Annotated in this window: 15 protein-coding genes; 5 read left to right on the forward strand and 10 right to left on the reverse strand. The window is 62.6% G+C overall.

Features of this window, described 5'->3' with window-relative positions; genetic code table 11:
- Positions 1 to 257 precede the first annotated feature (257 nt).
- Positions 258 to 959 (forward strand): DUF2384 domain-containing protein, encoded by a 702-nt coding sequence (locus tag HB777_26120; protein QND67056.1) that lies wholly within the window; start codon positions 258 to 260, stop codon positions 957 to 959.
- 33 nt (positions 960 to 992) lie between these two features.
- Here the strand turns inward: HB777_26120 and speB are convergent, their stop codons facing one another.
- Both speB and HB777_26130 read right to left on the reverse strand, forming a co-directional pair.
- Positions 993 to 1,952, reverse strand: a complete 960-nt coding sequence (gene speB / locus HB777_26125) for an agmatinase (protein QND67057.1) — start codon at positions 1,950 to 1,952, stop codon at positions 993 to 995.
- Between the two features lie 52 nt (positions 1,953 to 2,004).
- A complete protein-coding gene (locus tag HB777_26130; protein ID QND67058.1) occupies positions 2,005 to 3,111 on the reverse strand; it encodes a polyamine ABC transporter substrate-binding protein in 1,107 nt (368 codons plus the stop codon).
- Positions 3,112 to 3,228: 117 nt separating this feature from the next.
- Here HB777_26130 and HB777_26135 point away from each other — a divergent pair, with 117 nt between their 5' ends.
- Positions 3,229 to 4,134, forward strand: a complete 906-nt coding sequence (locus tag HB777_26135) for a LysR family transcriptional regulator (GenBank protein ID QND67059.1) — start codon at positions 3,229 to 3,231, stop codon at positions 4,132 to 4,134.
- Between the two features lie 19 nt (positions 4,135 to 4,153).
- Here the strand turns inward: HB777_26135 and HB777_26140 are convergent, their stop codons facing one another.
- Together HB777_26140 and HB777_26145 are read right to left on the reverse strand one after the other, a co-directional pair.
- Complete coding sequence (locus tag HB777_26140) at positions 4,154 to 5,245, reverse strand: sensor domain-containing diguanylate cyclase (protein ID QND67060.1); 1,092 nt, start codon at positions 5,243 to 5,245, stop codon at positions 4,154 to 4,156.
- 276 nt (positions 5,246 to 5,521) lie between these two features.
- Positions 5,522 to 7,801, reverse strand: a complete 2,280-nt coding sequence (locus tag HB777_26145) for an NADP-dependent malic enzyme (GenBank protein QND67061.1) — start codon at positions 7,799 to 7,801, stop codon at positions 5,522 to 5,524.
- A 214-nt stretch (positions 7,802 to 8,015) separates the two neighbouring features.
- On the opposite strand from HB777_26145, the gene mutS reads away from it, so the two are divergent.
- Positions 8,016 to 10,742 carry a DNA mismatch repair protein MutS gene (mutS, locus tag HB777_26150; protein ID QND67062.1) on the forward strand — a complete coding sequence of 909 codons (2,727 nt, stop codon included), beginning with the start codon at positions 8,016 to 8,018 and terminating at the stop codon, positions 10,740 to 10,742.
- A gap of 168 nt (positions 10,743 to 10,910) precedes the next feature.
- Here mutS and HB777_26155 read toward each other — a convergent pair whose 3' ends face one another.
- The 3 genes from HB777_26155 to HB777_26165 are packed head-to-tail and all read right to left on the reverse strand — an operon-like array spanning position 10,911 to position 15,397.
- Positions 10,911 to 12,566, reverse strand: a complete 1,656-nt coding sequence (locus HB777_26155; GenBank protein QND67063.1) for a hypothetical protein — start codon at positions 12,564 to 12,566, stop codon at positions 10,911 to 10,913.
- A gap of 24 nt (positions 12,567 to 12,590) precedes the next feature.
- Positions 12,591 to 14,594, reverse strand: coding sequence for a S8/S53 family peptidase (locus HB777_26160; GenBank protein QND67064.1), 2,004 nt, complete (start codon positions 14,592 to 14,594; stop codon positions 12,591 to 12,593).
- An 11-nt stretch (positions 14,595 to 14,605) separates the two neighbouring features.
- Complete coding sequence (locus HB777_26165; GenBank protein ID QND67065.1) at positions 14,606 to 15,397, reverse strand: S1 family peptidase; 792 nt, start codon at positions 15,395 to 15,397, stop codon at positions 14,606 to 14,608.
- A 33-nt stretch (positions 15,398 to 15,430) separates the two neighbouring features.
- Here HB777_26165 and HB777_26170 point away from each other — a divergent pair, with 33 nt between their 5' ends.
- Positions 15,431 to 15,637 carry a hypothetical protein gene (locus HB777_26170; GenBank protein ID QND67066.1) on the forward strand — a complete coding sequence of 69 codons (207 nt, stop codon included), beginning with the start codon at positions 15,431 to 15,433 and terminating at the stop codon, positions 15,635 to 15,637.
- A gap of 208 nt (positions 15,638 to 15,845) precedes the next feature.
- Here HB777_26170 and HB777_26175 read toward each other — a convergent pair whose 3' ends face one another.
- The 3 genes from HB777_26175 to HB777_26185 form a co-directional block, all read right to left on the reverse strand.
- Positions 15,846 to 16,691 carry an aldo/keto reductase gene (locus HB777_26175; protein QND67067.1) on the reverse strand — a complete coding sequence of 282 codons (846 nt, stop codon included), beginning with the start codon at positions 16,689 to 16,691 and terminating at the stop codon, positions 15,846 to 15,848.
- Positions 16,692 to 16,759: 68 nt separating this feature from the next.
- On the reverse strand, positions 16,760 to 17,152 hold the full coding sequence (locus HB777_26180) for a DUF305 domain-containing protein (protein ID QND67068.1): 393 nt from the start codon (positions 17,150 to 17,152) through the stop codon (positions 16,760 to 16,762).
- Positions 17,153 to 17,195: 43 nt separating this feature from the next.
- Positions 17,196 to 19,700, reverse strand: a complete 2,505-nt coding sequence (locus HB777_26185; GenBank protein ID QND67069.1) for a heavy metal translocating P-type ATPase — start codon at positions 19,698 to 19,700, stop codon at positions 17,196 to 17,198.
- Positions 19,701 to 19,893: 193 nt separating this feature from the next.
- Between HB777_26185 and HB777_26190 the strand changes: the two genes are divergently transcribed.
- A complete protein-coding gene (locus HB777_26190) occupies positions 19,894 to 22,698 on the forward strand; it encodes a [protein-PII] uridylyltransferase (GenBank protein ID QND67070.1) in 2,805 nt (934 codons plus the stop codon).
- The last annotated feature ends 36 nt before the right edge of the window (positions 22,699 to 22,734 follow it).

Raw genomic sequence — 22,734 nt, forward strand, 5'->3', positions numbered from 1 at the left:
CCCCCACAAGGGGGGAGATCGGCAGCTTAGCCGTCGGTGCGCTCACCGTCGCGCGGCTGTCACATATCGCACCTACACGCAATCGAGGCGCCCTGCGACTGACATTTCGGGGCGCCCACAGTCAGTTGGGGTGTCAAGAAATGCAAGACAGCAAGCTGTCGGGCCGCTGCATCTGTTGCCGCTGCGATTTCCGCTTTCCGCTCTAGAAGTTCAACAACCGGTCGCGGGGAGGAGCGCGCGGCCCGGAAGACAGATGCATGAACAGATTTCATATCCAGGGCCTCAAGCAGGACGACTTCGCGGAGATGGTCGCGGAGGACGTCGAACGCGCGCTTGCCCATTATGACGAGGCCATCAACAAGCCCACCATGGTCTCGGTCGGCAAGATCGCCGGCAGCATAGCATCCGCCGTCACCTTGCTGTCGCCGAAGCACCAGCGCGCCATCGACGCCATTCATGCCGACCTTCCCGGCCTGGCATCGAAATTCGTGCGCGCACTGGCGGCCGAGGCCGCGCGGCGCAGCGAAGCCGGTATTGCTAGCGCGACAAAGCCGACGACGATCCCGTTGGCCGATGTCGAGCCCCCTTCGCTGCCAAAGTCCGACGATCTCGAATCGATGCTGATCGAGGACTGGGCGGGCCGCGTCGCCGGCTCGACTTACCTGGAAGAGAATTTGCGCATCGCCCGCTCGACGCTGCATCGCTGGCAGCGGCGGGGTGAGGTCATCGCCTTGCGCAAGGGCGGCCGCAAACATGTCTTCCCGCTGGCGCAGTTCGTCGACGGCAGGCCGGTCGCGGGCATTCGCGACGTGTTGTCGCTGATCAGCAATCCCAGACTGGCATGGCTGTGGCTGACGCGCCCCTCGGGGCAGCTCGACGGCCGTGTTCCCATCGACCTGCTCCGGCAGGATCAGGTCGATGGGGTCGTCGAGGCAGCGCGTGCCTTCGCGCCGGACTAAAACTAAAACTGATACGAGTCCCGCCGGCCGGAGCTATCCTTTCCTTTCCGCCAGCAAGCCAAGATAGTGCTGCAGCACGGCAGCACCGGCGATCGACGTGACGTCGGCATGGTCATAGGCTGGCGCCACTTCTACGACATCGGCGCCGACGATATCGAGCGAGCCCAGGCGCCGCAGGATCATCAGCGCCTCGCGTGACGAAAGACCACCGGCGACCGGCGTGCCGGTGCCTGGGGCAAAGGCCGGGTCGAGACAGTCGATGTCGAAGGTCAGATAGGTCCTGGCATCGCCCACACGCGCCTTGATGCGCTCGACAACGCCGGCCACACCGAGCTCGGCGACATCTTCGCCATGCAGGATTTCAAGACCACAGGTGTCCGGCGCATGGGTGCGGATGCCGACCTGGATCGAGCGCTCCGGTATGATCAGGCCTTCGGCCACCGCCCTGGCGACGAACGAGCCATGGTCGATGCGCTTCTCCTCGTCGAGCCAGGTGTCCTGATGGGCGTCGAACTGGACCAGCGCCAGCGGCCCATACTTCTTCGCATGCGCCCTGAGCAGCGGCCAGGTGACGTAGTGATCGCCGCCGATGGACAACAGCGTGACGCCGGCATCGACGACCTCGCTTGCCTGTGCCTCGATCTGCCACGGCGTCTCGTCATGCCGGCCGAAATCGAGACCGCAATCGCCATAGTCGATGACCGCCAACCGTTCGAACGGATCCGCGCGGAAGGGATATTGCGGATCGCCTTCGAGGATGGCCGAGGCGCGCCGCACGCCTTGCGGACCGAAGCGGGCGCCCGGCCGGTTGGAGACGGCCGCATCGAACGGAATGCCCCACACGGCGACATCGACGCCGTCAAGGTTGCGGGTCAACCTGCGGCGCATGAAGGACAGGACGCCACCATAGACCGGCTCGTGCGAGCCGCCATAGATGTTCTTGCCGAAAACGGCATCGTCGGTTTCGCGCGTACGCGGCAGGGATTTGAGCATGTCGATCACATCTTTGCTGGAGAGAGTGTTGGGAGTCGGGCGGAGCCGGGGATCAGTTCGTTCCGGTGATGAAGCCGGTCCACAGCCGGGTGACCAGGCGAAGCGATTTCTGGTCGCGCGGCTGGGCGGCGAACAGATGCTTCATCGTCTCTTTCGAGAGGTAGATGTCGGGATTGTCGCGGACGGTCTCGTCGATCATCGGCGCCGCCGCCGTGACCGCGTTGGGGTAGAGCGTCGCGTTGGTGAAGCGGGCGGCGACCTGCGGCGTGATCAGGAAATCCAGAAAGGCCTGGGCATTTTCGGGGTGCGGCGCATCGACCGGAATGGTGACGACGTCGAAGAAGATTTCCGTGCCCTCCTTCGGGATGGAATAGCCGATATCGGCGCCGCTTTTGGCGTCCACCGCCTTGGTCGCCGCGCCGATCGCATCGCCACTCCAGCCAAGCGCCAGGCAGAGATCGCCGGCCGCCATCTCGCTCATGATCGAGCCGGATTTGAAATGCCTGATGTAAGGCTTGATCACCGTGAGCAGATTGGCTGCCTTCCTGATCTCGCTCTCGTCGGTCGAGAACGGGTCGAAGCCGAGGTAGTTGAGCGCGATCGACATCACGCCTTCCGGCGAATCGACCATGGCGATGCCGCAATCCTGGAATTTTTCCACCACCTCCGGCTTGAAGATCATGTCGAGGCTGTTGAGCGGGGCGTCCTTCATCCGCTCGGCGATCTTGGCCTTGTTGTAGATGATGCCCGTGGTGCCATAGGCATAGGGCACCGCATAGGCGTTGCCCGGATCCTGCCTGGCCAGGAAGGCCATGATGTCGGGATTGAGACCCGAGGCGTGGGGGAGCTTCGTTTCGTCGAGTTTCTGGATGGCGCCGGCCTTGATGTACTGGCCGACGATCGATGCGCCCGGCATGATCAGGTCATAGCCGGAGCCCCCGGTCAGCGCCTTGGTTGTGAGCATCTCGACGGCATCGAATGTGTCGTAGACGACCTTGATGCCGGTCTGTTTCTCGAAGTCAGCGATGGTGTCGGCGGGCACGTAATCGTACCAGAAGTAAATGTTGACGGTCTTGTCCTCGGCGGCGAGAGCACCGCTCGTCAGGGCGCAAACGGACAGGGCGAACATCGATACGGCAAGGGTGGCAAGATGGCGCATGGCGCGGTCTCCCAAGGGGTCGGATCGCGCGAGAATTGCCCGTTCGGCACAGTCCGACAAACGGCATTTCTGTTCGTCATACTTGACAAAAACTCATCTCAAGTTTTGTCTTTGCGCATGAAGCTACCTTCGTTGAATGCGATCCGGGCTTTCGAAGCGGCGGCGCGCCTGCACAGCTTCAAGGAGGCCGCCGACGAGTTGCGGCTGACGCCCTCGGCGGTGAGCCGGCATATCCGATCCCTGGAACAGGCGCTGGGTATGGAGTTGTTCGAGCGTGGCATCCGGCAGGTAACACTGGCGCCGAAAGCCACCCACTTCGCTCGCCGGCTGTCCACCGCCTTCAGGTCGATCGAGGCTGCCATCGAAGAGTTGGGCAGCCATGGCCGCCCCGATGCCGCCAAGCGTGCCTCGCTGTCGATCAACGCCACCTTCATGAACCTGTGGCTGGCCGATCGCCTGCCGCGCTTCCGCGCCGAGAACCCCGATTTCGAACTCGACGTGTCGATCCACGACGATCAGAGCCGGGGTGGCAATCCGAGCGCCGATCTGCGCGTGCTGTTCACCGCCGATGCCGGCAATGCAGACTATTTGCAGCTTGTGTCACTGGTGATCTTTCCCGTCTGCGCGCCGGCCCTGCTTGCCGGTCCGAATGCGCCAAGCCGGGTAGCCGATCTTGCCGGACAGAGGCTGCTGCACGAGAATACGACCGCCTGGTGGGAGGAATGGTTCGAGAAAGAAGGGCTGAAGGTCGACGCCAAATCCGGCCCGATCTTCCATGACCCGGCACTGGCCGTGCGCGAGGCGGTCAATGGCGGCGGTGTGGCGCTGGTCGACAACATCATGGCGCAGGATCTGCTGGCCAGCGGCCAGTTGGTGGCGCCGTTTCCGGTGCGGCACGCGATTCCGGAAAGCTACTGCCTGCAGCAGAAGTCGGGCAATCGCGGCTCGGCCGGGATCAAGCGGTTCCGCGCGTGGCTGTTGGCGGAGATTGCCACCCACAAGCAGGCGATGGGTATGGCTTGAGAGTCCTTGATAGCGTCGCCTAGGCAGTCTTGCTAATCGGGTGGCGGTGCCTCGACGAGGGCTGTTGCGTCGCCATTTCCCTGGCGGTGACCAGCCGGTTGCGGCCGCTCTTTTTTCCGATGTACATCAGCCGGTCGGCGAGCGCGATGAGCGCTTCGGAATCGGCGGCCTCCGCCGGATACATGGCCACGCCAACGGTGCAGCCGACCTGGATGGCGCCATTCGGTGTCGGAACCTTGATCCGCAACCTTTCCAGGATGCGTTCGGCAACGCGCACGGCCTTGTGCTGTGCCAGATCGGCGTCGCCCGAGAACAGGAAGGCGAACTCGTCACCGCCAAGCCGGGCGACGAAATCGGCGCTGCGCAGGATCGAGCGAAGCTGGCTCGACACGCGCTGCAGCAGCGCATCGCCGGCCTCGTGGCCGAGCGTGTCGTTGACTTCCTTGAACCGGTCGAGATCGATGAACAGAAGACCCGCCGCCTCGCCGGTGGCGCCGCAGCGGGCGACCACCGATTTCAGTTCGTCGTGGAAGGCGCGCCGGTTGGGCAAGTCGGTCAATGCATCGTGGTTGGCCGAATGGTCGCTCTGCTGCTTCGCCAGTTCGATCTCGCGCTTTTGCGCGGACAGCTCCTCGTTGGCTGTCTTCAGATCCAGCAGCAGCTGGGAATTGAGGTCCTCGACGACCTTGCGGTCGCTGATGTCGACGACGAAGCCTTCGAGGAATTCGAGTTCGCCGGCATCATCCCAGACACCGCCGCCGATCTCGCGGACCCAAAGCGGTTCCCCAACGCTCGGCACGATGCGGTAGTCGACGTTCCAGTTGCGGCGCGCTTCCAGCGCGGCGTCGACGGCGGCATAGACCGAGGGCAGGTCGTCCGGATGGATGGCCGAGACATAGTCGCGCACCGCGTTGTGGATGAAATCGCTCGGTCGATAACCGCTGACGGTGAAAATGCCGTCGCTGATATAGAGCATGGTGTAGGACGCATCGTTGCGGCAGCGGTAAAGGTAGCCGTCCATCCGGCCGGTGATGCTGAGAAGCGCATCCAGGCGCTCGTCGTGATAGGCTCCCTGGCCGACCACGGTTGCAGGACTCGTATCGTGCTTCACGGCTGAAAATCCATGACGGTCACCACCCCAGTCTGTCCAAAATGCCGCTCTGGCACATCTACGACAGCTCCCTGGTATAACAACCGGATATTATCAATCTCTTATGGATCGCGGTGATTTACCCGCAAATTCGGCTTGAATCGCGAGATTCCTGCAATTTGCACGCAGGCAGAGTGGCGCGGTCGATTCCGTCCAGGCTGCACAAGCCCAAGGTCTCTGCCTTGCTTTCCTCGAGAGCGTTCGCAGGCTTTTCGTCCGCAACGCGGACCGCTCTCCTCAAGTTCCCGCCGTGTACGCCGCAATCGCCGCCATGTTGACGATATCGCTGTCCTTGGCGTTCAGCGAAACAATCTGCACCGGCTTGTTCAGGCCGACCAGCAGCGGCCCGATCACCGTCGAGCCGCCGAGTTCCTGCAGCATCTTGGTCGAGATCGAGGCCGAGTGGAACGCCGGCATGATCAGCACATTGGCCGGGCCGGTCAGCCGGATGAACGGATACTGCGCCATGGCGCGGGCGTTGAGGGCGACGTCGGCGGCCATCTCGCCGTCATACTCGAAATCGACGCGGCGCTTGTCCAAAATGCGCACGGCTTCCTGGACGCGTTCGGAGCGCTCGCCCTGCGGATGGCCGAAGGTCGAGTAGGCGAGCATGGCAAGCCTCGGCTCGTAACCCATGCGGCGGGCGAAGCCTGCCGCCTCCTCGGCGATGTCAGCGATCTGCTCGGCATTCGGCATGTCGTGCACGGCGGTGTCGGCGACGAGCACGGTCTTGCCCCGCGCCAGCACGATCGAGACACCGATGACGCGGTGGCCGGGCTTGGCGTCGATGACGCGGCGGATGTCGTCTAGCGCGGTCGAATAGTTGCGGGTGACGCCGGTGACGATGCCGTCGGCATCGCCCAGCGCCACCATGCAGGCGGCGAAGTGGTTGCGGTCGTTGTTGATCAGCCGCTGGCAGTCGCGGAACAGGAAGCCTTTGCGCTGCATGCGCTCGTAGAGATAGTCGGTGTAGATGCCGTTGCGGCGCGACAGCCTTGCATTGATGATCTCGATGCCTTGCTTGTTGAGGTCGATGCCGGCGTGCTTGGCGTTTTCCTTGATGACGTCGTCGCGGCCAAGCAGGATGGCGGTGCCGAGCCGCTGGTTCACATAGGAGACGGCGGCGCGCATGACCTGCTCCTCCTCGCCCTCGGCAAAGACGATGCGCTTGGGCTGGCGGCGCACGCGGTCGTAGATGCGCTGCAGGGTCGAGGCGATCGGGTCGCGGCGGGCGGAGAGTTCCTGCGCATAGCGGTCGAGGTCGAGGATCGGCTTGCGGGCGACGCCCGAGTCCATAGCCGCCTTGGCCACCGCAATCGGGATGGCCGAGATCAGGCGCGGGTCGAACGGCACCGGGATGATGTAGTTGGGGCCGAATTTCGGCCGGTTGCCCTGGTAGGCGGCGGCGACATCGTCGGGCACGTCCTGACGTGCCAATGCCGCCAGTGCGCGGGCGGCGGCGATCTTCATGTCGTCATTGATGGTGGTCGCCCGCACATCCAGCGCGCCGCGGAAGATGTAGGGGAAGCCGAGTACGTTGTTGACCTGGTTCGGATAGTCGGAACGCCCCGTGGCCATGATGGCGTCGGTGCGGATCTCCGCCACTTCCTCCGGCGTGATTTCCGGATCGGGATTGGCCATGGCGAAGATGATCGGGTTCTTGGCCATCGACTGCACCATGGCGGTGGTCAGCGCGCCCTTGGCGGAAAGGCCAAGGAAGACGTCGGCACCGTCCAGCGCCTCGGCGAGGCTGCGCGCCTCGGTCTTGACGGCATGCGCCGACTTCCACTGGTTCATGCCTTCGGTGCGGCCCTGGAAGACGACGCCCTTGGTGTCGCACAAAGTGATGTTTTCGGGCGCAAAACCCATCGCCTTCATCAGTTCGATGCAGGCGATGCCGGCCGCACCGGCGCCGTTGCAGACCATCTTCGTGGTCTTCATGTCGCGGCCGGTGATCTCCAGCGCGTTGATCAGGCCGGCGGCCGAAATGATGGCGGTGCCGTGCTGGTCGTCGTGGAAGACCGGGATGTCCATCAGTTCGCGCAGGCGCTGCTCGATGATGAAGCATTCCGGCGCCTTGATGTCCTCGAGATTGATGCCGCCGAAGGAGGGCCCAAGGAAGCGCACGCAGTTGATGAACTCGTCGGCGTCCTCGGTGTCGACCTCGAGGTCGATGGAATCGACATCGGCGAAGCGCTTGAACAGCACCGCCTTGCCCTCCATGACCGGCTTGGAGGCCAGCGCGCCGAGATTGCCGAGGCCGAGAATGGCGGTGCCGTTGGAAATGACGGCGACCATGTTGCCGCGCGTCGTGTAGTCGAAAGCGCGCGAGGGGTCCTCGGCGATGGCCAGAACCGGAACCGCGACACCCGGCGAATAGGCGAGGCTCAGGTCGCGTTGCGTTGCCATCGGCTTGGTGGCGACGACTTCCAGCTTGCCGGGGCGGCCCATGGCGTGGAATTCGAGCGCTTCCTGCGCGCTGACGGACGGACCGTTGTTCTCGGTTTTCCTGGCCATGATGGTCTTGATTTCCTCGCCGATGCAGCACCTCCTTGAGGCGGGTGCTTTGTTTCGGTCCGAATTAAGACCACGCGCCGCCGCGTGTAAACCGCCAGTGCGCGGGAATCGCTGTTCGCGTCGGCAATTGCGGACAACATGCCATCCCGGTCGTCCCCCGTTTTTCGAAGCCCCGGCATTAAACCGCGCCATCACATCTGCTAGCGTGCCGTGCATGAACATGCACAGCCCGAACGAGCCAGACGCCCCCGAGGCGATGACGCCGGTGCCGACCGCCCACGCCGGCGCCACGCCGATGATAGAGCAGTTCATCGAGATCAAGGCAGCGAACCCGGATTCGCTGCTGTTCTATCGCATGGGCGATTTCTACGAGCTTTTCTTCGACGATGCCGAGAAGGCGAGCCGGGCGCTGGGCATCGTGCTGACCAAGCGCGGCAAGTATCAAGGGCTCGACATTCCGATGTGCGGCGTGCCGGTGCATGCGGCCGACGACTATCTGCAGAAGCTGATCGGCCAGGGATTCCGCGTTGCCGTCTGCGAGCAGATCGAGGATCCGGCCGAAGCGAAGAAACGCGGCGGCAAATCGGTGGTGCGCCGCGACGTGGTGCGGCTGGTGACGCCTGGCACCATCACCGAGGACAAATTGCTGGCGCCCTCGGAATCAAGCTTCCTGATGGCGCTGGGGCGGGTGAAGGGTGGCGCAGATCACAGTTTCGCTCTGGCCTGGATCGACATCTCGACCGGCGCCTTCCGCGTCACCGACACCACCGCCGACCGGCTTTTGGCCGACATCTTCCGCGTCGACCCGCGCGAATTGATCGTCGCCGAGCCGGTGTTTCATGATCCGGAGCTGAAGCCGGTGTTCGACGTGCTCGGCCGCGTCGCCAGCCCGCAGCCGCCGTCACTGTTCGATTCGGCCTCGGCCACCGGACGCATCGCCCGTTTCTTCGATGTGGCGACGCCGGACTCGTTTGGCGCGTTTTCGCGCGCTGAACTGTCGGCGATCTCCGGCGCCATCGCCTATGTCGAGAAGACGCAGAAGGCCGAGCGGCCGCCACTGTCGCGGCCCGAGCGCGAGGAGCAGGGATCGACCCTGTTCATCGACCCCGCGACGCGCGGCAATCTCGAACTTTTGCGCACATTGTCCGGCAGCCGCGAAGGCTCGCTGTTCAAGGCGATCGACCGCACTGTGACCGGCGGCGGCGCAAGGCTGCTCGCCGACCGGCTGATGGCGCCGCTGACCGATCCGGTCGCGATCGGCGCCAGGCTGGATTCGGTGTCGTTCTTCCGCTCCGAAACGCGGCTCTGCCAGGCGGTGCGGTCGAGCCTGAAGAGCGTCGCCGACATGCCGCGTGCGCTGTCCAGGCTGGCGCTCAACCGGGGCGGTCCGCGCGACCTCGGCGCGCTGCGCGCCGGCTTCGAAGCGGCAGGCGCGATCGCCGAAATCTTTGCCGCGACCACCCTGCCCCAGGAATTGACGGCCGCACTCGCCGCCATCCATGCGCTGCCCCAGGCGCTGGCCCAGCATCTGACGCAGGCGCTTGGCGACGAACTGCCACTGCTCAAGCGCGACGGCGGCTTCGTGCGCGGCGGCTACCATGCCGATCTCGACGAGATGCGGGCGCTGCGCGATGAATCGCGAAAGGTGATCGCCGGGCTGGAACGCTCGCTGATCGACGAGACCGGCATCCGTTCGCTGAAAATCCGGCACAACAATGTGCTTGGCTACTACATCGAGGTGACCGCCAACCATCATGCAGTGATGACCGGCAGCGACGGCGCCAAGGCGCGCTTCATCCACCGCCAGACCATGGCCAACGCCATGCGCTTCACCACGACCGAGCTTGCCGAACTCGAGACCAAGATCGCCAATGCCGCAGACCGGGCGCTCAGCATCGAGCTTGCCGCGTTCGACGCGCTGACGGCGGAAGCGGTCGGCGAGGCGGAGAACATCCGCGCCGGCGCCGATGCGCTGGCGGTGCTCGACGTATCGGCGGCACTCGCACTTTTGTCGGAAAGCGAAGCCTGGTGCCGCCCGGTGGTGGATTCGAGCCTCGCTTTCGATATTGCGGGCGGGCGGCATCCGGTGGTCGAGCAGGCGCTACGCCGTTCCGGCGAAGGCCCGTTCGTCGCCAATGATTGCGACCTGTCGCCGGAGGGCAGCGCCAAGAACGGCGCCATCTGGCTTCTGACCGGCCCCAACATGGGCGGTAAGTCGACGTTCCTGCGGCAGAACGCGCTGATCGCCATCCTGGCCCAGACCGGCTCGTTCGTGCCGGCGACATCAGCCCATATCGGCGTCGTCGACCGGCTGTTTTCTCGCGTCGGCGCCTCGGACGATCTGGCGCGCGGCCGCTCCACCTTCATGGTCGAGATGGTCGAGACGGCTGCCATTCTTAATCAGGCCGGCGAACGTGCACTGGTGATCCTCGACGAGATCGGCCGCGGCACAGCCACCTTCGACGGCCTGTCGATCGCCTGGGCGGCGGTCGAATATCTGCATGAGAAGAACCGTTGCCGGGCGATCTTCGCTACTCACTTTCACGAAATGACCTCGCTGGCCGGCAAGCTGGCGCGGCTCCACAACGTCACCATGCGGGTCAAGGAATGGGAAAACGACGTCGTCTTCCTGCACGAGGTCGGCAAGGGTGCCGCCGACCGCTCCTACGGCGTGCAGGTGGCGCGGCTGGCCGGCCTGCCGGAAGCCGTGGTCGACCGGGCCAAGGAAGTGCTGCACCAACTTGAGGAGGGCGAGGTTTCGGGCAAGACCAACCGGCTGGTCGACGATTTGCCGCTGTTTTCGGTGGCGGTGAAACGGGAAGCGCCGAAGCCGGTCAAGAGCGACGCGCTGGGGGCGGCACTCGGCGATATCAATCCCGACGAAATGACGCCAAGGGAAGCGCTGGAGGCGCTTTACCGGCTGAAGGGGCTGGCGAAGTAACTGTGGGACTTCGCGCTGCCAAATGTGCCTTCAAAAAAGTCGGACCGCTTCCCCGCGTATGCTCGCCGCGCAAGCACCAGCCTCTTTTGTCGGATCGCCAGAAGGGCATCCGGCGGCGCATGGGTGTGCAAGAAACACCCGCCGCTTGCGCGGCGGGCGAACCTGGAATCAGTGCGTTCTGCGGAAGCGCCTGAACGCGCCGGCAGCCTTGGCATTCTGCGTCCTCGCTTCAGTCACATTTGTTGACAGGTCGGCCAAGCCCTCCGCCAGCACGGTCTGTATTTCCGAACCTTGAATCTTCGCGTAGTCGTCCCGGATGATCGCAATCTCGGTCTCACCCGGAGCAGATACCGTAACCGGAGGGGCGCCCTGTGTGTCATGAATGAACTTTTGCATCCCATCACAGCGTGCCGGCAAGAAGCTGTCGAGCAGCGTCGGCGACAGGGTTCCCGTCTCGGCGATGTGCGTGAACCCATTCGATGCCGGCCAGACAACGCCTGGTGCAACCTCTCTGCCCACGGCGGTTTGATGGCAACCGGCGCAACTCAAGGCGGAAGCACGCGTCAGGACCTGGTCGGGCGTGATAACGGAGCCCGCCGGCAGCGACAGCTTCTTGATTTCCCTTTCAATGCGCGACTTGAAAACCGCCGAATCCTGCTTTCCAGGATCGTCACCAGATTGCGAGATGCTTTCGAAGTCGTTGAACTTGTCCTCGAACAGCGCGCTCAGCCTGTTGAATACGTCATCCTTGCCTGGTGTCGTCCCGTCTACCGAAGCCTCGAGATCGACTTCCAGCAACTCCCTGACGTGGCTCACCAGGAAACTCTCTCTGAATTCCACGCCCTGGTCGATGAAAGCCTGAGTCCTTCCGGTCTTCGGACTGTCGAGAACCGTGTTGTCGCGATAGAATTCAGGGTTGGGATTGGACTTCACGGTGTCCGCCACGAAAGCAATGCTCTTGTCCGTCGTGGGAAAGGTCCTCCACTCGCGCAACATCCAGGGATTGGTACCGGGGTCGTTCTTGGTCACGAACAGATTTCCCCTGACTTGCCCAAAGGGCAATCCGAAATGCTGATTGTGAATGACCGGTGTAATCGGCGGGCCGCCGTCACCCAAGTCGCCTTTGTAGTAGAAATTCGCCAATGCCGCGGGCCTGTCGCTTTCGCTCTTCTGGGGAATCGAGTTCCAGAATTCCGCTATGCGCAGACAGCCCAGCGCACTGTGGCCAGGATCCGGATTGTCCACGGCGGCTTCGAAGATCAGGAAAAACCGGTCCAGCCGATTGGATCCATCCCCCATCCCGTAAACCACCCGGTGCTCGCCGCAGTATCTCCAACTCGCAGGCGCGAGGTCGAGCCGGTTGAACAGACCAATCGGCCGCATCCCGCGGGGATTTGCCGGATCCAACAGGACGGCGGCCTCAAGCTCCGCCTCGCCGGGGCGAAAGCTGGCATTGTTGCGTACGGTGCCGTTCGATCGATCCAGATTTCTAAAGGTGCGCAGCATCGATGCGAGCAGGCTTATCTGCTCTGACCTCGATGTCGCCAGCTGCAGTTGTTTGTCGACCGGGACACCGCTTGTCTGATCCGGCACAAAGCCGGTGGCGAGGATGGAGGCCAGGGTACGGGAGAACGAGAAATTGTCGTTTTCAAAGACCTTGGGGTCCCTGCCCACGGTCAACACAACCGATCGCAGGGCTTCTCCGGTCAAGTGGACATTGTCAGCCTCGCGCGGACATATGGGTGCGTTCTGAGCCGAGGCGCTTGATAATAGAAAGGTCGCCAGCAGCAATGCCGCCGATTGCATGCGAAGAATGTTGCGCATATCCGCATCCCTTTTTTAACAGATCTACTCCCAGTAAGGTGAAGACGCAAAGACAACGTCCTTTACATCACTTAAATCCAAATCGGTGGACTTTCCCGAATTCCAGTCCAGAACAGACATCTTTGCAAACAGCTGATCGCACCAGCTAACGTCGACTTTTCGCTGCGTGCTATCATCCACCGACGAGTCCTCGGAGTAGATCAGGTATTTTTTTCCTCCATCCGGGATCGGATCCAGCTGGGCGATCTTACGTAAATCAGCCCTGTTGATTCTAACGTCTGGGCAAAGCGTTATTGGCCCGAGATCCTCACCATCCATGGTTACTCTTCCGATCTTGTCTTTCCCATCCGACAGTTCCACCCAATCGGAGTAAACAGACAAGGCTTTTGCCGTGTTGAGGACGCGCCCGTGTTTCACATCCGACCAAAGCGACGGCTCGATGTCCGCGGAGAACAGAAGCCGCTTCTTGACATCAACGGGCAGCAGCTTCGCGCCATTGTCCTTCGTCTCCTGCGAGACCATGGCGGCGGCAAAAGACACCTGTGGCGCGGAGTAGGATGTGCCGGTCCGTTCGCGAACCACGAAGTCTTCGGCTTGCGGATCGTATTCGAGGACAGGGACGTTGCAGCCCCAGGCCGCTATATCGACATACTTTGTCGATCTGCCGGATGATGCCATGAGCTTACGGTCACCATCGACACCCGCAACGGTGATGATGTTTGAAACCTCGTCGCCGCCGCTCATGGCCGGATGAGCCTCGTTGCTTGCATTCAGCTCAAGAGAAGAATTTCCCGCCGCCACGACAATGACGAATGGGCTCTGCCTGAATTTGCTGAAACCTTTGATGTCCCTCTTGAAGGAAGCACTTATATTGACAACCGATACGTCGTGCCGCTTCTCCTGAACTTCTCCCAGGGCAAAGGTCAAACGCTCGGGATTGGCTCGAAAATTGCAGAGCGGAGCCTGGTCGCGGGAACGAGGTGGATCACACCTGTTTTCAATGATCCTGTAAGGTGCGATGTCGACAAGGCTGAACAATGGGTTCAGCCGCGCAAGTATGTGGCCCCCTTGGGCGACCGTGTTTACGCCCGACCCGTGAAATTTCTTGTCATACTCTGGAAGGACCCCCATGTCTTCATCCAGCACCTGCTGCGAAATTCTCTTTCGAGAGTTCTTCATCGTCGGATTGCTGATCCCGTCTATTCCACTGTCGAATACACCTATCAATGTCGTGGAAGCGCTCCGCTCCCATTCCTTGCTGCCATTGTCTATCTCTTTGTTGAGCGTAAGGATCCTGGAGAGCTCCTCGATTTTCGTCTCGGCAATTTGCGTCGAGGAGACGCTCTGAGAGCACTCCTCCATCGAGTCCGCCTGGATGTAGCCCCAGTTCGGGTCGGACAGCTCGACGCCGCCAACGCCTCCCTTTTTCTTGAGCTCTTCTATCACGGGGCGGACGGTGTCCTTCCAGAGCGGAACGGAAACTTCAGGCTTCGGCAGATAGATGTTGGAACCTGGCTTCATCTCGCCGTTGGCTCCCAGCTTGCTCCTGTTCACATAGGTGGCCAGGTCCTGGAATGTCTCCCACGCCGCTATTCCTTCCGGCGCGCTACGCTGTCCCTGATAAATCTTCCAGAGATTGTCGCCATTCTTCACCACGTAGCGTTTAAGCTCCTGGCCGACACAGTATGGAATGTATACGCTTTGGTCTGGGGGAGCTTGCTGGTCGAGCCCGATGGCCGGCTGATTGTTCAGAACCTTCATGACTTCTTCCGCGCGCTGCATATAGCTATCGCTTGCGCCCGGGCAGGCACGACCGATCAAAGCCCGAAACGTGTCCCCGTCGGATGGAGTGGCTGGAATAGGCCCAGCGGATTCCATCAGCACGGACTCCGTCTGCTCCAAGGCCGACTTTGTCGGTGTCTCGATGACGACTATCTGCTGATCGTTGTTCTCAACCGTATCGAGATCCTGCCCCGCGACGGGCGAGACCGATATCAAGACGGCAGCGCTCAGAACACAAAAACGCATCTCGCCCACCCTCAAAAAGGCCGGCACCCCTTTGCCGACGGATCTATGCCGCAGATTGAAGCCTTGTTCTGCCCGCTCCAGGCGATCGCCCAGGCCACAAAACCCTCCGTCGCGGTCGGCGACAGGAAAGAGTACTGGTTTATATCCCCACGAGAGTTGATCCCGATGACAAGGCGTCTGCTGGCGTCGTTGTCCAAGGCAAAATAAGCAGCGCCTCCGCTGTCGCCGAAACAGATCGCGGCATCGCCTTTGGTGGTCGCAAATCCCTTGGCATTCTCAGGGCGCAGCAGCAGGGCGGCGCCGCCAAGGTGTAGCACGCCAAATGAAGCGTCGGAGCCGCCTGCCTTGACGCACCCAAAACCAAGAAGCAGCACCTGTTGTCCCACTCTGGGATATGAAATCGATGTGCTTATCGTCTCGAACGGGAAGCCTGTAAGCCCGTCCTTGACATAGCACAGCGAGAAATCCGAGGCAGGATCGCCATTGCCATAGCCAGGATGGTTCGTGCAGGTCACGGACAGGGTCTTTCCCGCATTCAGCACCGTGGCCGTGGCGCCAGACGTCACGCAATGAGCGGCCGTCAGAATCACATTCTTGCCAACGGCTGTACTCGTGCAGCCTCCGGTGCCGACCCTGAAGATAAACGTCGCCGGCCAAGCCGCCGGCGAGACGGGCTTGGCTCCGACAACTTCGAGATCGGCCGGGATTTCATCAGGGGGTTCGATGGGCGCCGCCATTTCCTGCCCATAAGTTGGGCAGGAAATTGAACCCAAACAAAATGCAATGGCTGCCGCCTTAAGCATTTTTTCTCCCCTGCCGTTCAAGTTGACATGGAAATGCGCATTCTGCAATACTGTTACGGCAAGGGGTTTTCTATTATTTATACAACGCCTGTTGAACAATTCATCGCCAGCGTCTATTGGCGCGGTGGGATTTTGCAGTGCCAGATTTACATAATTGTTTTATTTTTCAACAAGATGGGGCTCGATTCGACGCAATCCGGCGCACCGAAGAGTTCACCGCTCCAGATTTCCGCAACCTAGGATGTCGTTACTTTTGTCGCGATTTCTCTGCTTGTACGTCGCACCGTACCCGCCAGACCGGGCAAGATCATCGCGGAACAGGGCGTGCGAAAATCGCCCGAATGCATGTCGTTCTCTCAAAACCGGGGGCACTTTTGGGCGACATGCGCTGGACGGCTGATCGCGGAGGATGCGAGGCAAGCCGTCGACGCCTCGATTGTTTCAGCGCTTAGATCGTCTCCAGGCCACGTTTGCGCGCCGGTGGCGGGAAGGCGCGGTCGAGTTCGGCGAGGTCTTCGTCCGTAAGCTTGATGTCGAGCGCGGCGACATTCTGGCGGACATGCTCCTGGCTGCTGGCCTTCGGGATGGCGATGACGCCCGGCTGGTGCACCACCCAGGCCAGGGCGATCTGTGCCGGGGTCGCATTGTGGCGGGCGGCGACGGCGTCAAGCCTGGTATTGCGCGCCAGCGCGCCCTGCTCGACCGGCGAATAGGCCATCAAGGGGATGCCGCGCTGCCGGCTCCACGGCGCCAGGTCGAATTCGAGGCCACGCCGGACCAGATTGTAGAGCACCTGGTTGGTCTGGACATTGCCGCCATCGGACAAGCCGATCAGCTCTTCCATCTCGTCGGTGTCGAAATTGCTGACGCCCCAGTGGTGGATCTTGCCGGCCTTTTTCAGAGCCTCGAAGGCCGCGACCGTCTCCGTCAGAGGCACGCTGCCGGGCCAATGCAGCAGATAGAGGTCGATGCGGTCGGTGCGCAGGCGCTTCAGGCTGTTCTCGCAGGCGCGCTGCACGCCGGCGCGCGAAGCGTTTGACGGCAGCACTTTCGAAACCAGGAAGGTCTCGTCGCGGCGCCCGGCAATAGCCTCGGCCACCACCTCCTCGGCGCCGCCGCTGGCATACATTTCAGCGGTGTCGATCAGCGTGATGCCGAGGTCGAGGCCGAACTTGAGAGCATTCACCTCATCGGTACGGCGACTGATAGCCTCGCCCATCTTCCATGTCCCCTGGCCAAGCAGTTGAACGGCTTCGCCTGAGGGCAGTTTGGTGGTTCTGATGGTCGATGGCATGGCGGGTTCCAGTTGGGGCCGGATCGCACCACAGGCTGGGCGAGAAATCCAGAGGCGTTCGCGAAAGCTTACTGCACCGGATGGGCGGCGAGCCAATCCTGCATCTGCTTGATCTCGGCTTCCTGCGCGGCGATGACGCCTTCGGCGAGCTTGCGGATTTCCGGATCCTTGCCGTTGGCAAGCTCGACCTTGGCCATGTCGATGGCACCCTGATGATGCGGGATCATGCCGCGGACGAAATCGACATCGGCATTGCCGGTATATTCAGATGCCATCATGTCGGCATGCATCTTGTCCATCGCCGCCTTGTAGCCTTCGGTCGAAGGGCTGGTCGCGTCCGTCGACATGCCAGCCATGTCGTGTTTCATCTCCTCGCTCTGTGCCGGGACGCTTTCGAGGAAGACGGCAAGCAGCATTCCGGCCGCCATCAGCAGCAGCACGAGTTTTTTGGCCAAGGTCATTCATGGTCTCCTGTTGAGTGGGTTTCGTATTTGGGGGCTTGGCTCAGAGTTTCAATGTTCTCAGCCGCAATGCGTTTGCGATCACCGACACCGAGGACAAGCTCATCGCCGCCGCCGCCAGCATCGGCGACAACAGCGTGCCGGTGAGCGGATAGAGCACGCCGGCGGCGACCGGCACGCCAAGCACGTTGTAGAGGAAGGCAAAGAACAGGTTCTGGCGGATGTTGCGGATCGTCGCCTGGGCCAGCGTGCGTGCACGCACGATGCCGTTGAGGTCGCCCTTGACCAAGGTGATGCCGGCGCTTTCGACGGCGACATCGGCACCGGTGCCCATGGCGATGCCGACATCGGCGGCGGCAAGGGCCGGCGCGTCGTTGACGCCGTCGCCGGCCATCGCAACGCCTTTTCCCTTGGCGCGCAGCTCATCGACGAGTGCTGCCTTCTGTTCCGGCAGAAGGCCGGCGCGAACCTCATCGATGCCAAGGGTTCTGGCGATCGCATTGGCCGTGCGTTCATTGTCGCCGGTCGCCATGATGATCCTCAAGCCGCTGCCATGCAGCGCCCTGATCGCCTCGGCCGTCGTTGCCTTGATAGGGTCGGCGACGGCGACGAGGCCGGCCAGTCTGTTGCCGACCGCAACGAACATCGCCGTCTTGCCATCGGTCTGCAGCGCCTCGGCCCTGGCTGAGATGGATGCGATGTCGATGCCAAGATCCGCCATCATCGCGGCGTTGCCGAGCGCGACCTTCTTTCCTGACACCGTACCGGACACGCCCTTGCCGGTGACCGCCTCGAAGCCGCTGGCCTCGGCAACGGTCACACCGCGCGTGCCGGCACCGTCGACGATGGCCTCGGCCAGCGGATGCTCCGACCCTTTCTCCAGGCCGGCGGCAAGCGCCAGCAATTCGTCCTCGGAAAAACCATTTGCCGTGACGACATCGGTCAGTTTCGGCCGGCCTTCGGTCAGCGTACCCGTCTTGTCGACGATCAGCGTGTCGACGGAAGCGAAGCGTTCGAGCGCGGCGGCCTCCTTGATCAGCACGCCGGCATGCGCCCCGCGCCCGGTGGCGGTCATGATCGACATCGGCGTGGCGAGGCCGAGCGCACAGGGGCAAGCGATGATCAGCACCGACACCGCCGAGACGATGGCAAAGATCAGGCTGGGCTCGGGTCCGAAGATCGCCCAGGCGACAAAGGCCGCGATCGCTACCAGCACCACGGCCGGGACAAAGTAGAAGGAAACGCGATCGGCCAAGCCTTGGATCGGAGCACGCGAGCGCTGTGCCTTGGCGACGAGCTCGACGATACGCGCAAGCGTGGTCTCGGCGCCGATCCGCTCGGCGCGCATGATCAGCGAGCCTTGTCTGTTGAGCGTGCCACCGGTCAGCGCATCGCCCTCGGTCTTCTCGACCGGCAACGGTTCGCCCGTGATCATCGATTCGTCGATCGAGGAACGACCGTCCAGCACCGTGCCGTCGACCGGCACGGCGTCACCGGGGCGGATGCGCAGGCGATCGCCGGCCTTGACCGCGTCGAGCGGCACATCGCTTTCGGAACCATCGGCGGCGATCAGCCGCGCGGTCTTCGGCGCGAGATCGAGCAAGGCGCGGATTGCCGAACCGGTCTTTTCGCGGGCGCGCAGCTCCAGCACCTGGCCAAGGAAAACCAGTGCGACGATGACGGCGGCGGCCTCGAAATAGACCGGCACGGCACCGCCATGGCCGCGGAACTGATGCGGGAAAATGTCGGGAAACAGCGTGGCGACGACACTGTAGAGATAGGCAGCACCAACGCCGAGCGAGATCAGCGTCCACATGTTGGGGCTGCGGTTGACGAGCGAATCCCAGCCGCGGTGGAAGAAAGGCAGCGCCGCCCACAGCACGACGGGGCTGGCCAATGCCAGCTCCAGCCAGACCGTGGTCCGCTCATCGACAAAAGCCTGGAACGTCAGGCCGAGCATCGGGGCCATGGCGACGATCAGCAACGGCACAGACAGTGCGGCACTGACCCAGAACCGCCTGGTGAAATCGACCAGCTCCGGATTGGGGCCTTCGTCACCAGTGGGCACCCCCATCGGCTCCAGCGCCATGCCGCATTTCGGGCAGGATCCTGGCTTGTCGCGGATGATTTCGGGATGCATCGGGCAGGTGTATTGCGTGCCCTTGGGCATCGGCTGCCGCGCCGGCCTGTCGCCGAGATATTTTTGCGGCTCCGCCTCGAATTTCGCCTGGCAAGCGGGCGAGCAGAAATAAAAGCCCTGGCCTTCGTGGCGGGCAAAGTGCCTGGCCGTCGCGCGATCGACACTCATGCCGCAGACCGGATCGGTGGCCGTCAGGAATTTTTCCGGCTCGGCAACGAATTTCGTGCAGCAGCCCTGGCTGCAGAAATGATAGAGATGGCCATCATGCTCGGCCGCAGGCTTGCCGGCGGCCGGGTCGACGATCATGCCGCAGACCGGGTCGCGAACAACGGCCTTTGCGGCAGGCGCGGCGCCTTTTGCCGAGCAACAGCCGCTATGCGCGTGATGATCGTGATTGGAATGCGTCATTCAAAATACCTCAATGGATCGGTGTGTGAGGCGGAGATAGGGCTTCCAGTAACTGGAAGGTCAAGGGCCGATTTCTACTTTTCTTGTGGCGGCGACTGTCGGGCGCTTGTGGAGAACGTGCCAGCCCGCCCATACCCAGCGCCGCGAAAACGCGCTATAGACGCCGCCGAAAAGGCAAGGCCGACCTGTACATATGGCAAGAATCTCCCTGAAGCTCGACGAACTGATCGACGGCGAAGCCTTGCGCCGCGAGATGACCGCGCTGACCGCGGCCACGGCAGGCGACGGTTCCGGACAGGCCGCGCGCAGCGGTGTGCTCCAGCTGCTCAAGGGGCGGTTGGCCGAGGGGCGCACCATTGCCGAACGCATGCTGCGGGACGATGGCGGCGGCAGCGCCTGCGCTGCGCGGCTGTCGCATCTCATGGATGAGATCATCCGGGCGCTTTACGATTTCGCCGTCACCCATGTCTACCGGGTCAAGAACCCGTCTTCGGCGGAGCGCATGGCCGTCGTCGCTGTCGGCGGCTACGGCCGCGGCACGCTGGCGCCCGGGTCCGACATCGACCTGTTGTTCCTGCTGCCCTACAAGCAGACGCCGTGGGGCGAACAGACCGTCGAATACATGCTCTATATGCTGTGGGATCTGGGGCTGAAGGTTGGCCACGCCACCCGCAACATCGACGAATGCCTGCGCCTGTCGCGCACCGATGTCACCATCCGCACCTCGATCCTCGAAGCGCGTTTCCTGTGGGGCGACGAAAAACTCTATGACGAACTGATGCTGCGCTTCGACCATGAGGTGGTGCGCACGACCGGCCCCGAATACGTCCAGGCCAAGCTTGCCGAACGCGACGACCGCCATGCCAAGGCGGGCGAAAGCCGCTATCTCGTCGAGCCCAACGTCAAGGACGGCAAGGGCGGCCTGCGCGACCTGCAGACGCTGTTCTGGATCGGCAAATATTTCTACCGGGTGCGCACCGGCGAGGAACTGGTCGACAAGGGCGTCTTCACCGAAGGCGAATACCGGGAGTTCCAGAAGGCCGAGGATTTCCTGTGGGCGGTACGATGCCACATGCATTTCCTCACCGGAAAAGCCGAAGAACGGCTGCATTTCGACATCCAGCGCGAGATTGCCGAACGTCTCGGCTACACCACCCACCCTGGCCTGTCGGCGGTCGAGCGCTTCATGAAGCACTACTTCCTGGTCGCCAAGGATGTTGGCGACCTGACCCGCATCTTCTGTGCCGCGCTCGAGGAAGAGCAAGCCAAGCACGTGCCGGGTTTCAACCGCATCTTCCTCACCTTCTCGCGGCGCAAGCGCAAGCTGGCCGGCACCTCCGACTTCATTGTCGACAACCACCGCATCAACATCGCCGACGACCAGGTGTTCGAACGCGATCCGGTCAATCTTTTGAGATTGTTCTGGTTCGCCGACAAGCACGGCCTGGAATTCCATCCCGATGCGCTGAAGCTGCTGACCCGCTCGCTCGGCCTGGTCAACAAGTCGCTGCGGCGCGACGAAGAGGCCAACCGGCTGTTCCTCGACATCCTGACGTCGGACCGCAATGCCGAACTCAATCTGCGGCGCATGAACGAGGCCGGGCTGCTCGGCAGACTGATCCCGGATTTCGGCAAGATCGTCGCCATGATGCAGTTCTCGATGTACCACCACTACACGGTGGACGAGCACCTGATCCGCTGCATCGGCGTGCTGGCCGAGATCGAGCGCGGCGACGGCGAAAAGGTCCATCCCCTGTCGCACACGCTGATGCCGGGGCTGAAGAAGAGCCGCGAGGCGCTTTACGTCGCGGTGCTTCTGCACGACATCGCCAAGGGCAGGCCGGAGGATCATTCCGAGGCCGGCGCCAGGATCGCACGCCGCATCTGCCCGCATATGGGGCTGTCGCCGGCCGATACCGAAACCGTGGCATGGCTGGTCGAGAACCACCTCGTGATGTCGATGACGGCGCAGACCCGCGACCTCAACGACCGCAAGACCATCGAGGATTTCGCCGCGATCGTGCAGTCGGTCGAGCGGCTGAAGATGCTTTTGATCCTCACCGTCTGCGACATCAGGGGCGTCGGACCCGGTGTCTGGAACGGCTGGAAGGGCCAGCTGCTGCGAACGCTCTATTACGAGACCGAACTGCTTTTGACCGGCGGGTTTTCGGAAGTGTCGCGCGCCCAGCGCACGACGGCGGCGCGCGAGCGTCTGGCCGAGGCGCTTGCCGACTGGCCGGACAAGGCCCGCAAGCGCTATGTCGGCCAGCACTACGAGAATTACCTTTTGACCGTCGATCTCGCCGACCAGCTGCGCCATGCCGAGTTCATTCGTGAGGCAGACGCGTCGGGCAACAAGCTTGCCACCATGGTCAAGACCCACCAGTTCGAGGCGGTGACCGAAATCACCGTGCTGGCGCAGGACCATCCCCGCCTGCTGTCGGTGATCGCCGGGGCTTGCGCCGGGGCCGGCGGCAACATCGTCGACGCGCAGATCTTCACGACGTCGGATGGCCGCGCCCTCGACACCATCCTGATCTCGAGGGAATTCGACCGCGACGAGGACGAGCGCCGGCGCGCCGAGCGTGTCGGCCGGCTGATCGAGGACGTGCTGTCGGGCAAGAGCTGGCTGCCGGAGATGATCGAGAAGCGCACCAAGCCGCGGCGCGGCGCCAAGGTGTTCAAGATCCCGCCACGCGCCGAAATCCGCAACACGCTGTCCAACCGTTTTTCGGTCGTCGAGGTTGAAGGCCTGGACCGGCCGGGGCTGCTGTCGGAGATCACCGGAACACTCTCCGACCTGTCGCTCGACATCGCATCGGCCCACATCACCACCTTCGGCGAAAAGGTCATCGACACCTTCTATGTCACCGACCTCACCGGCCAGAAGATCGACAACCCGGCCCGCATCGCCACCATTCGCAACCGGCTGATGGCGACGCTCGAAGGCATCGTGCCCGAACGCGGCGGCAAGGCCAGGGCGGCGGCCGCCGAGTGACCGCCATCATCACTTTGTCCTTATCCTGTAGGCAGT

The sequence above is a fragment of the Mesorhizobium loti genome, from assembly GCA_014189435.1.
In the GTDB taxonomy this organism is placed as follows: Bacteria; Pseudomonadota; Alphaproteobacteria; order Rhizobiales; family Rhizobiaceae; genus Mesorhizobium; species Mesorhizobium loti_G.

Coding starts and splice junctions, on each gene's coding strand:
- HB777_26180 (QND67068.1), bottom strand. CDS start 17,152: ATGACCTTGGCCAAAAAACTCGTGCTGCTGCTGATGGCGGCCGGAATG.
- HB777_26145 (QND67061.1), bottom strand. CDS start 7,801: ATGGCCAGGAAAACCGAGAACAACGGTCCGTCCGTCAGCGCGCAGGAA.
- HB777_26190 (QND67070.1), top strand. CDS start 19,894: ATGGCAAGAATCTCCCTGAAGCTCGACGAACTGATCGACGGCGAAGCC.
- HB777_26170 (QND67066.1), top strand. CDS start 15,431: ATGCGCATTCTGCAATACTGTTACGGCAAGGGGTTTTCTATTATTTAT.
- HB777_26175 (QND67067.1), bottom strand. CDS start 16,691: ATGCCATCGACCATCAGAACCACCAAACTGCCCTCAGGCGAAGCCGTT.
- speB (QND67057.1), bottom strand. CDS start 1,952: ATGCTCAAATCCCTGCCGCGTACGCGCGAAACCGACGATGCCGTTTTC.
- HB777_26185 (QND67069.1), bottom strand. CDS start 19,700: ATGACGCATTCCAATCACGATCATCACGCGCATAGCGGCTGTTGCTCG.
- HB777_26130 (QND67058.1), bottom strand. CDS start 3,111: ATGCGCCATCTTGCCACCCTTGCCGTATCGATGTTCGCCCTGTCCGTT.
- HB777_26160 (QND67064.1), bottom strand. CDS start 14,594: ATGCGTTTTTGTGTTCTGAGCGCTGCCGTCTTGATATCGGTCTCGCCC.
- mutS (QND67062.1), top strand. CDS start 8,016: ATGAACATGCACAGCCCGAACGAGCCAGACGCCCCCGAGGCGATGACG.
- HB777_26135 (QND67059.1), top strand. CDS start 3,229: ATGAAGCTACCTTCGTTGAATGCGATCCGGGCTTTCGAAGCGGCGGCG.
- HB777_26165 (QND67065.1), bottom strand. CDS start 15,397: ATGCTTAAGGCGGCAGCCATTGCATTTTGTTTGGGTTCAATTTCCTGC.
- HB777_26120 (QND67056.1), top strand. CDS start 258: ATGAACAGATTTCATATCCAGGGCCTCAAGCAGGACGACTTCGCGGAG.
- HB777_26155 (QND67063.1), bottom strand. CDS start 12,566: ATGCGCAACATTCTTCGCATGCAATCGGCGGCATTGCTGCTGGCGACC.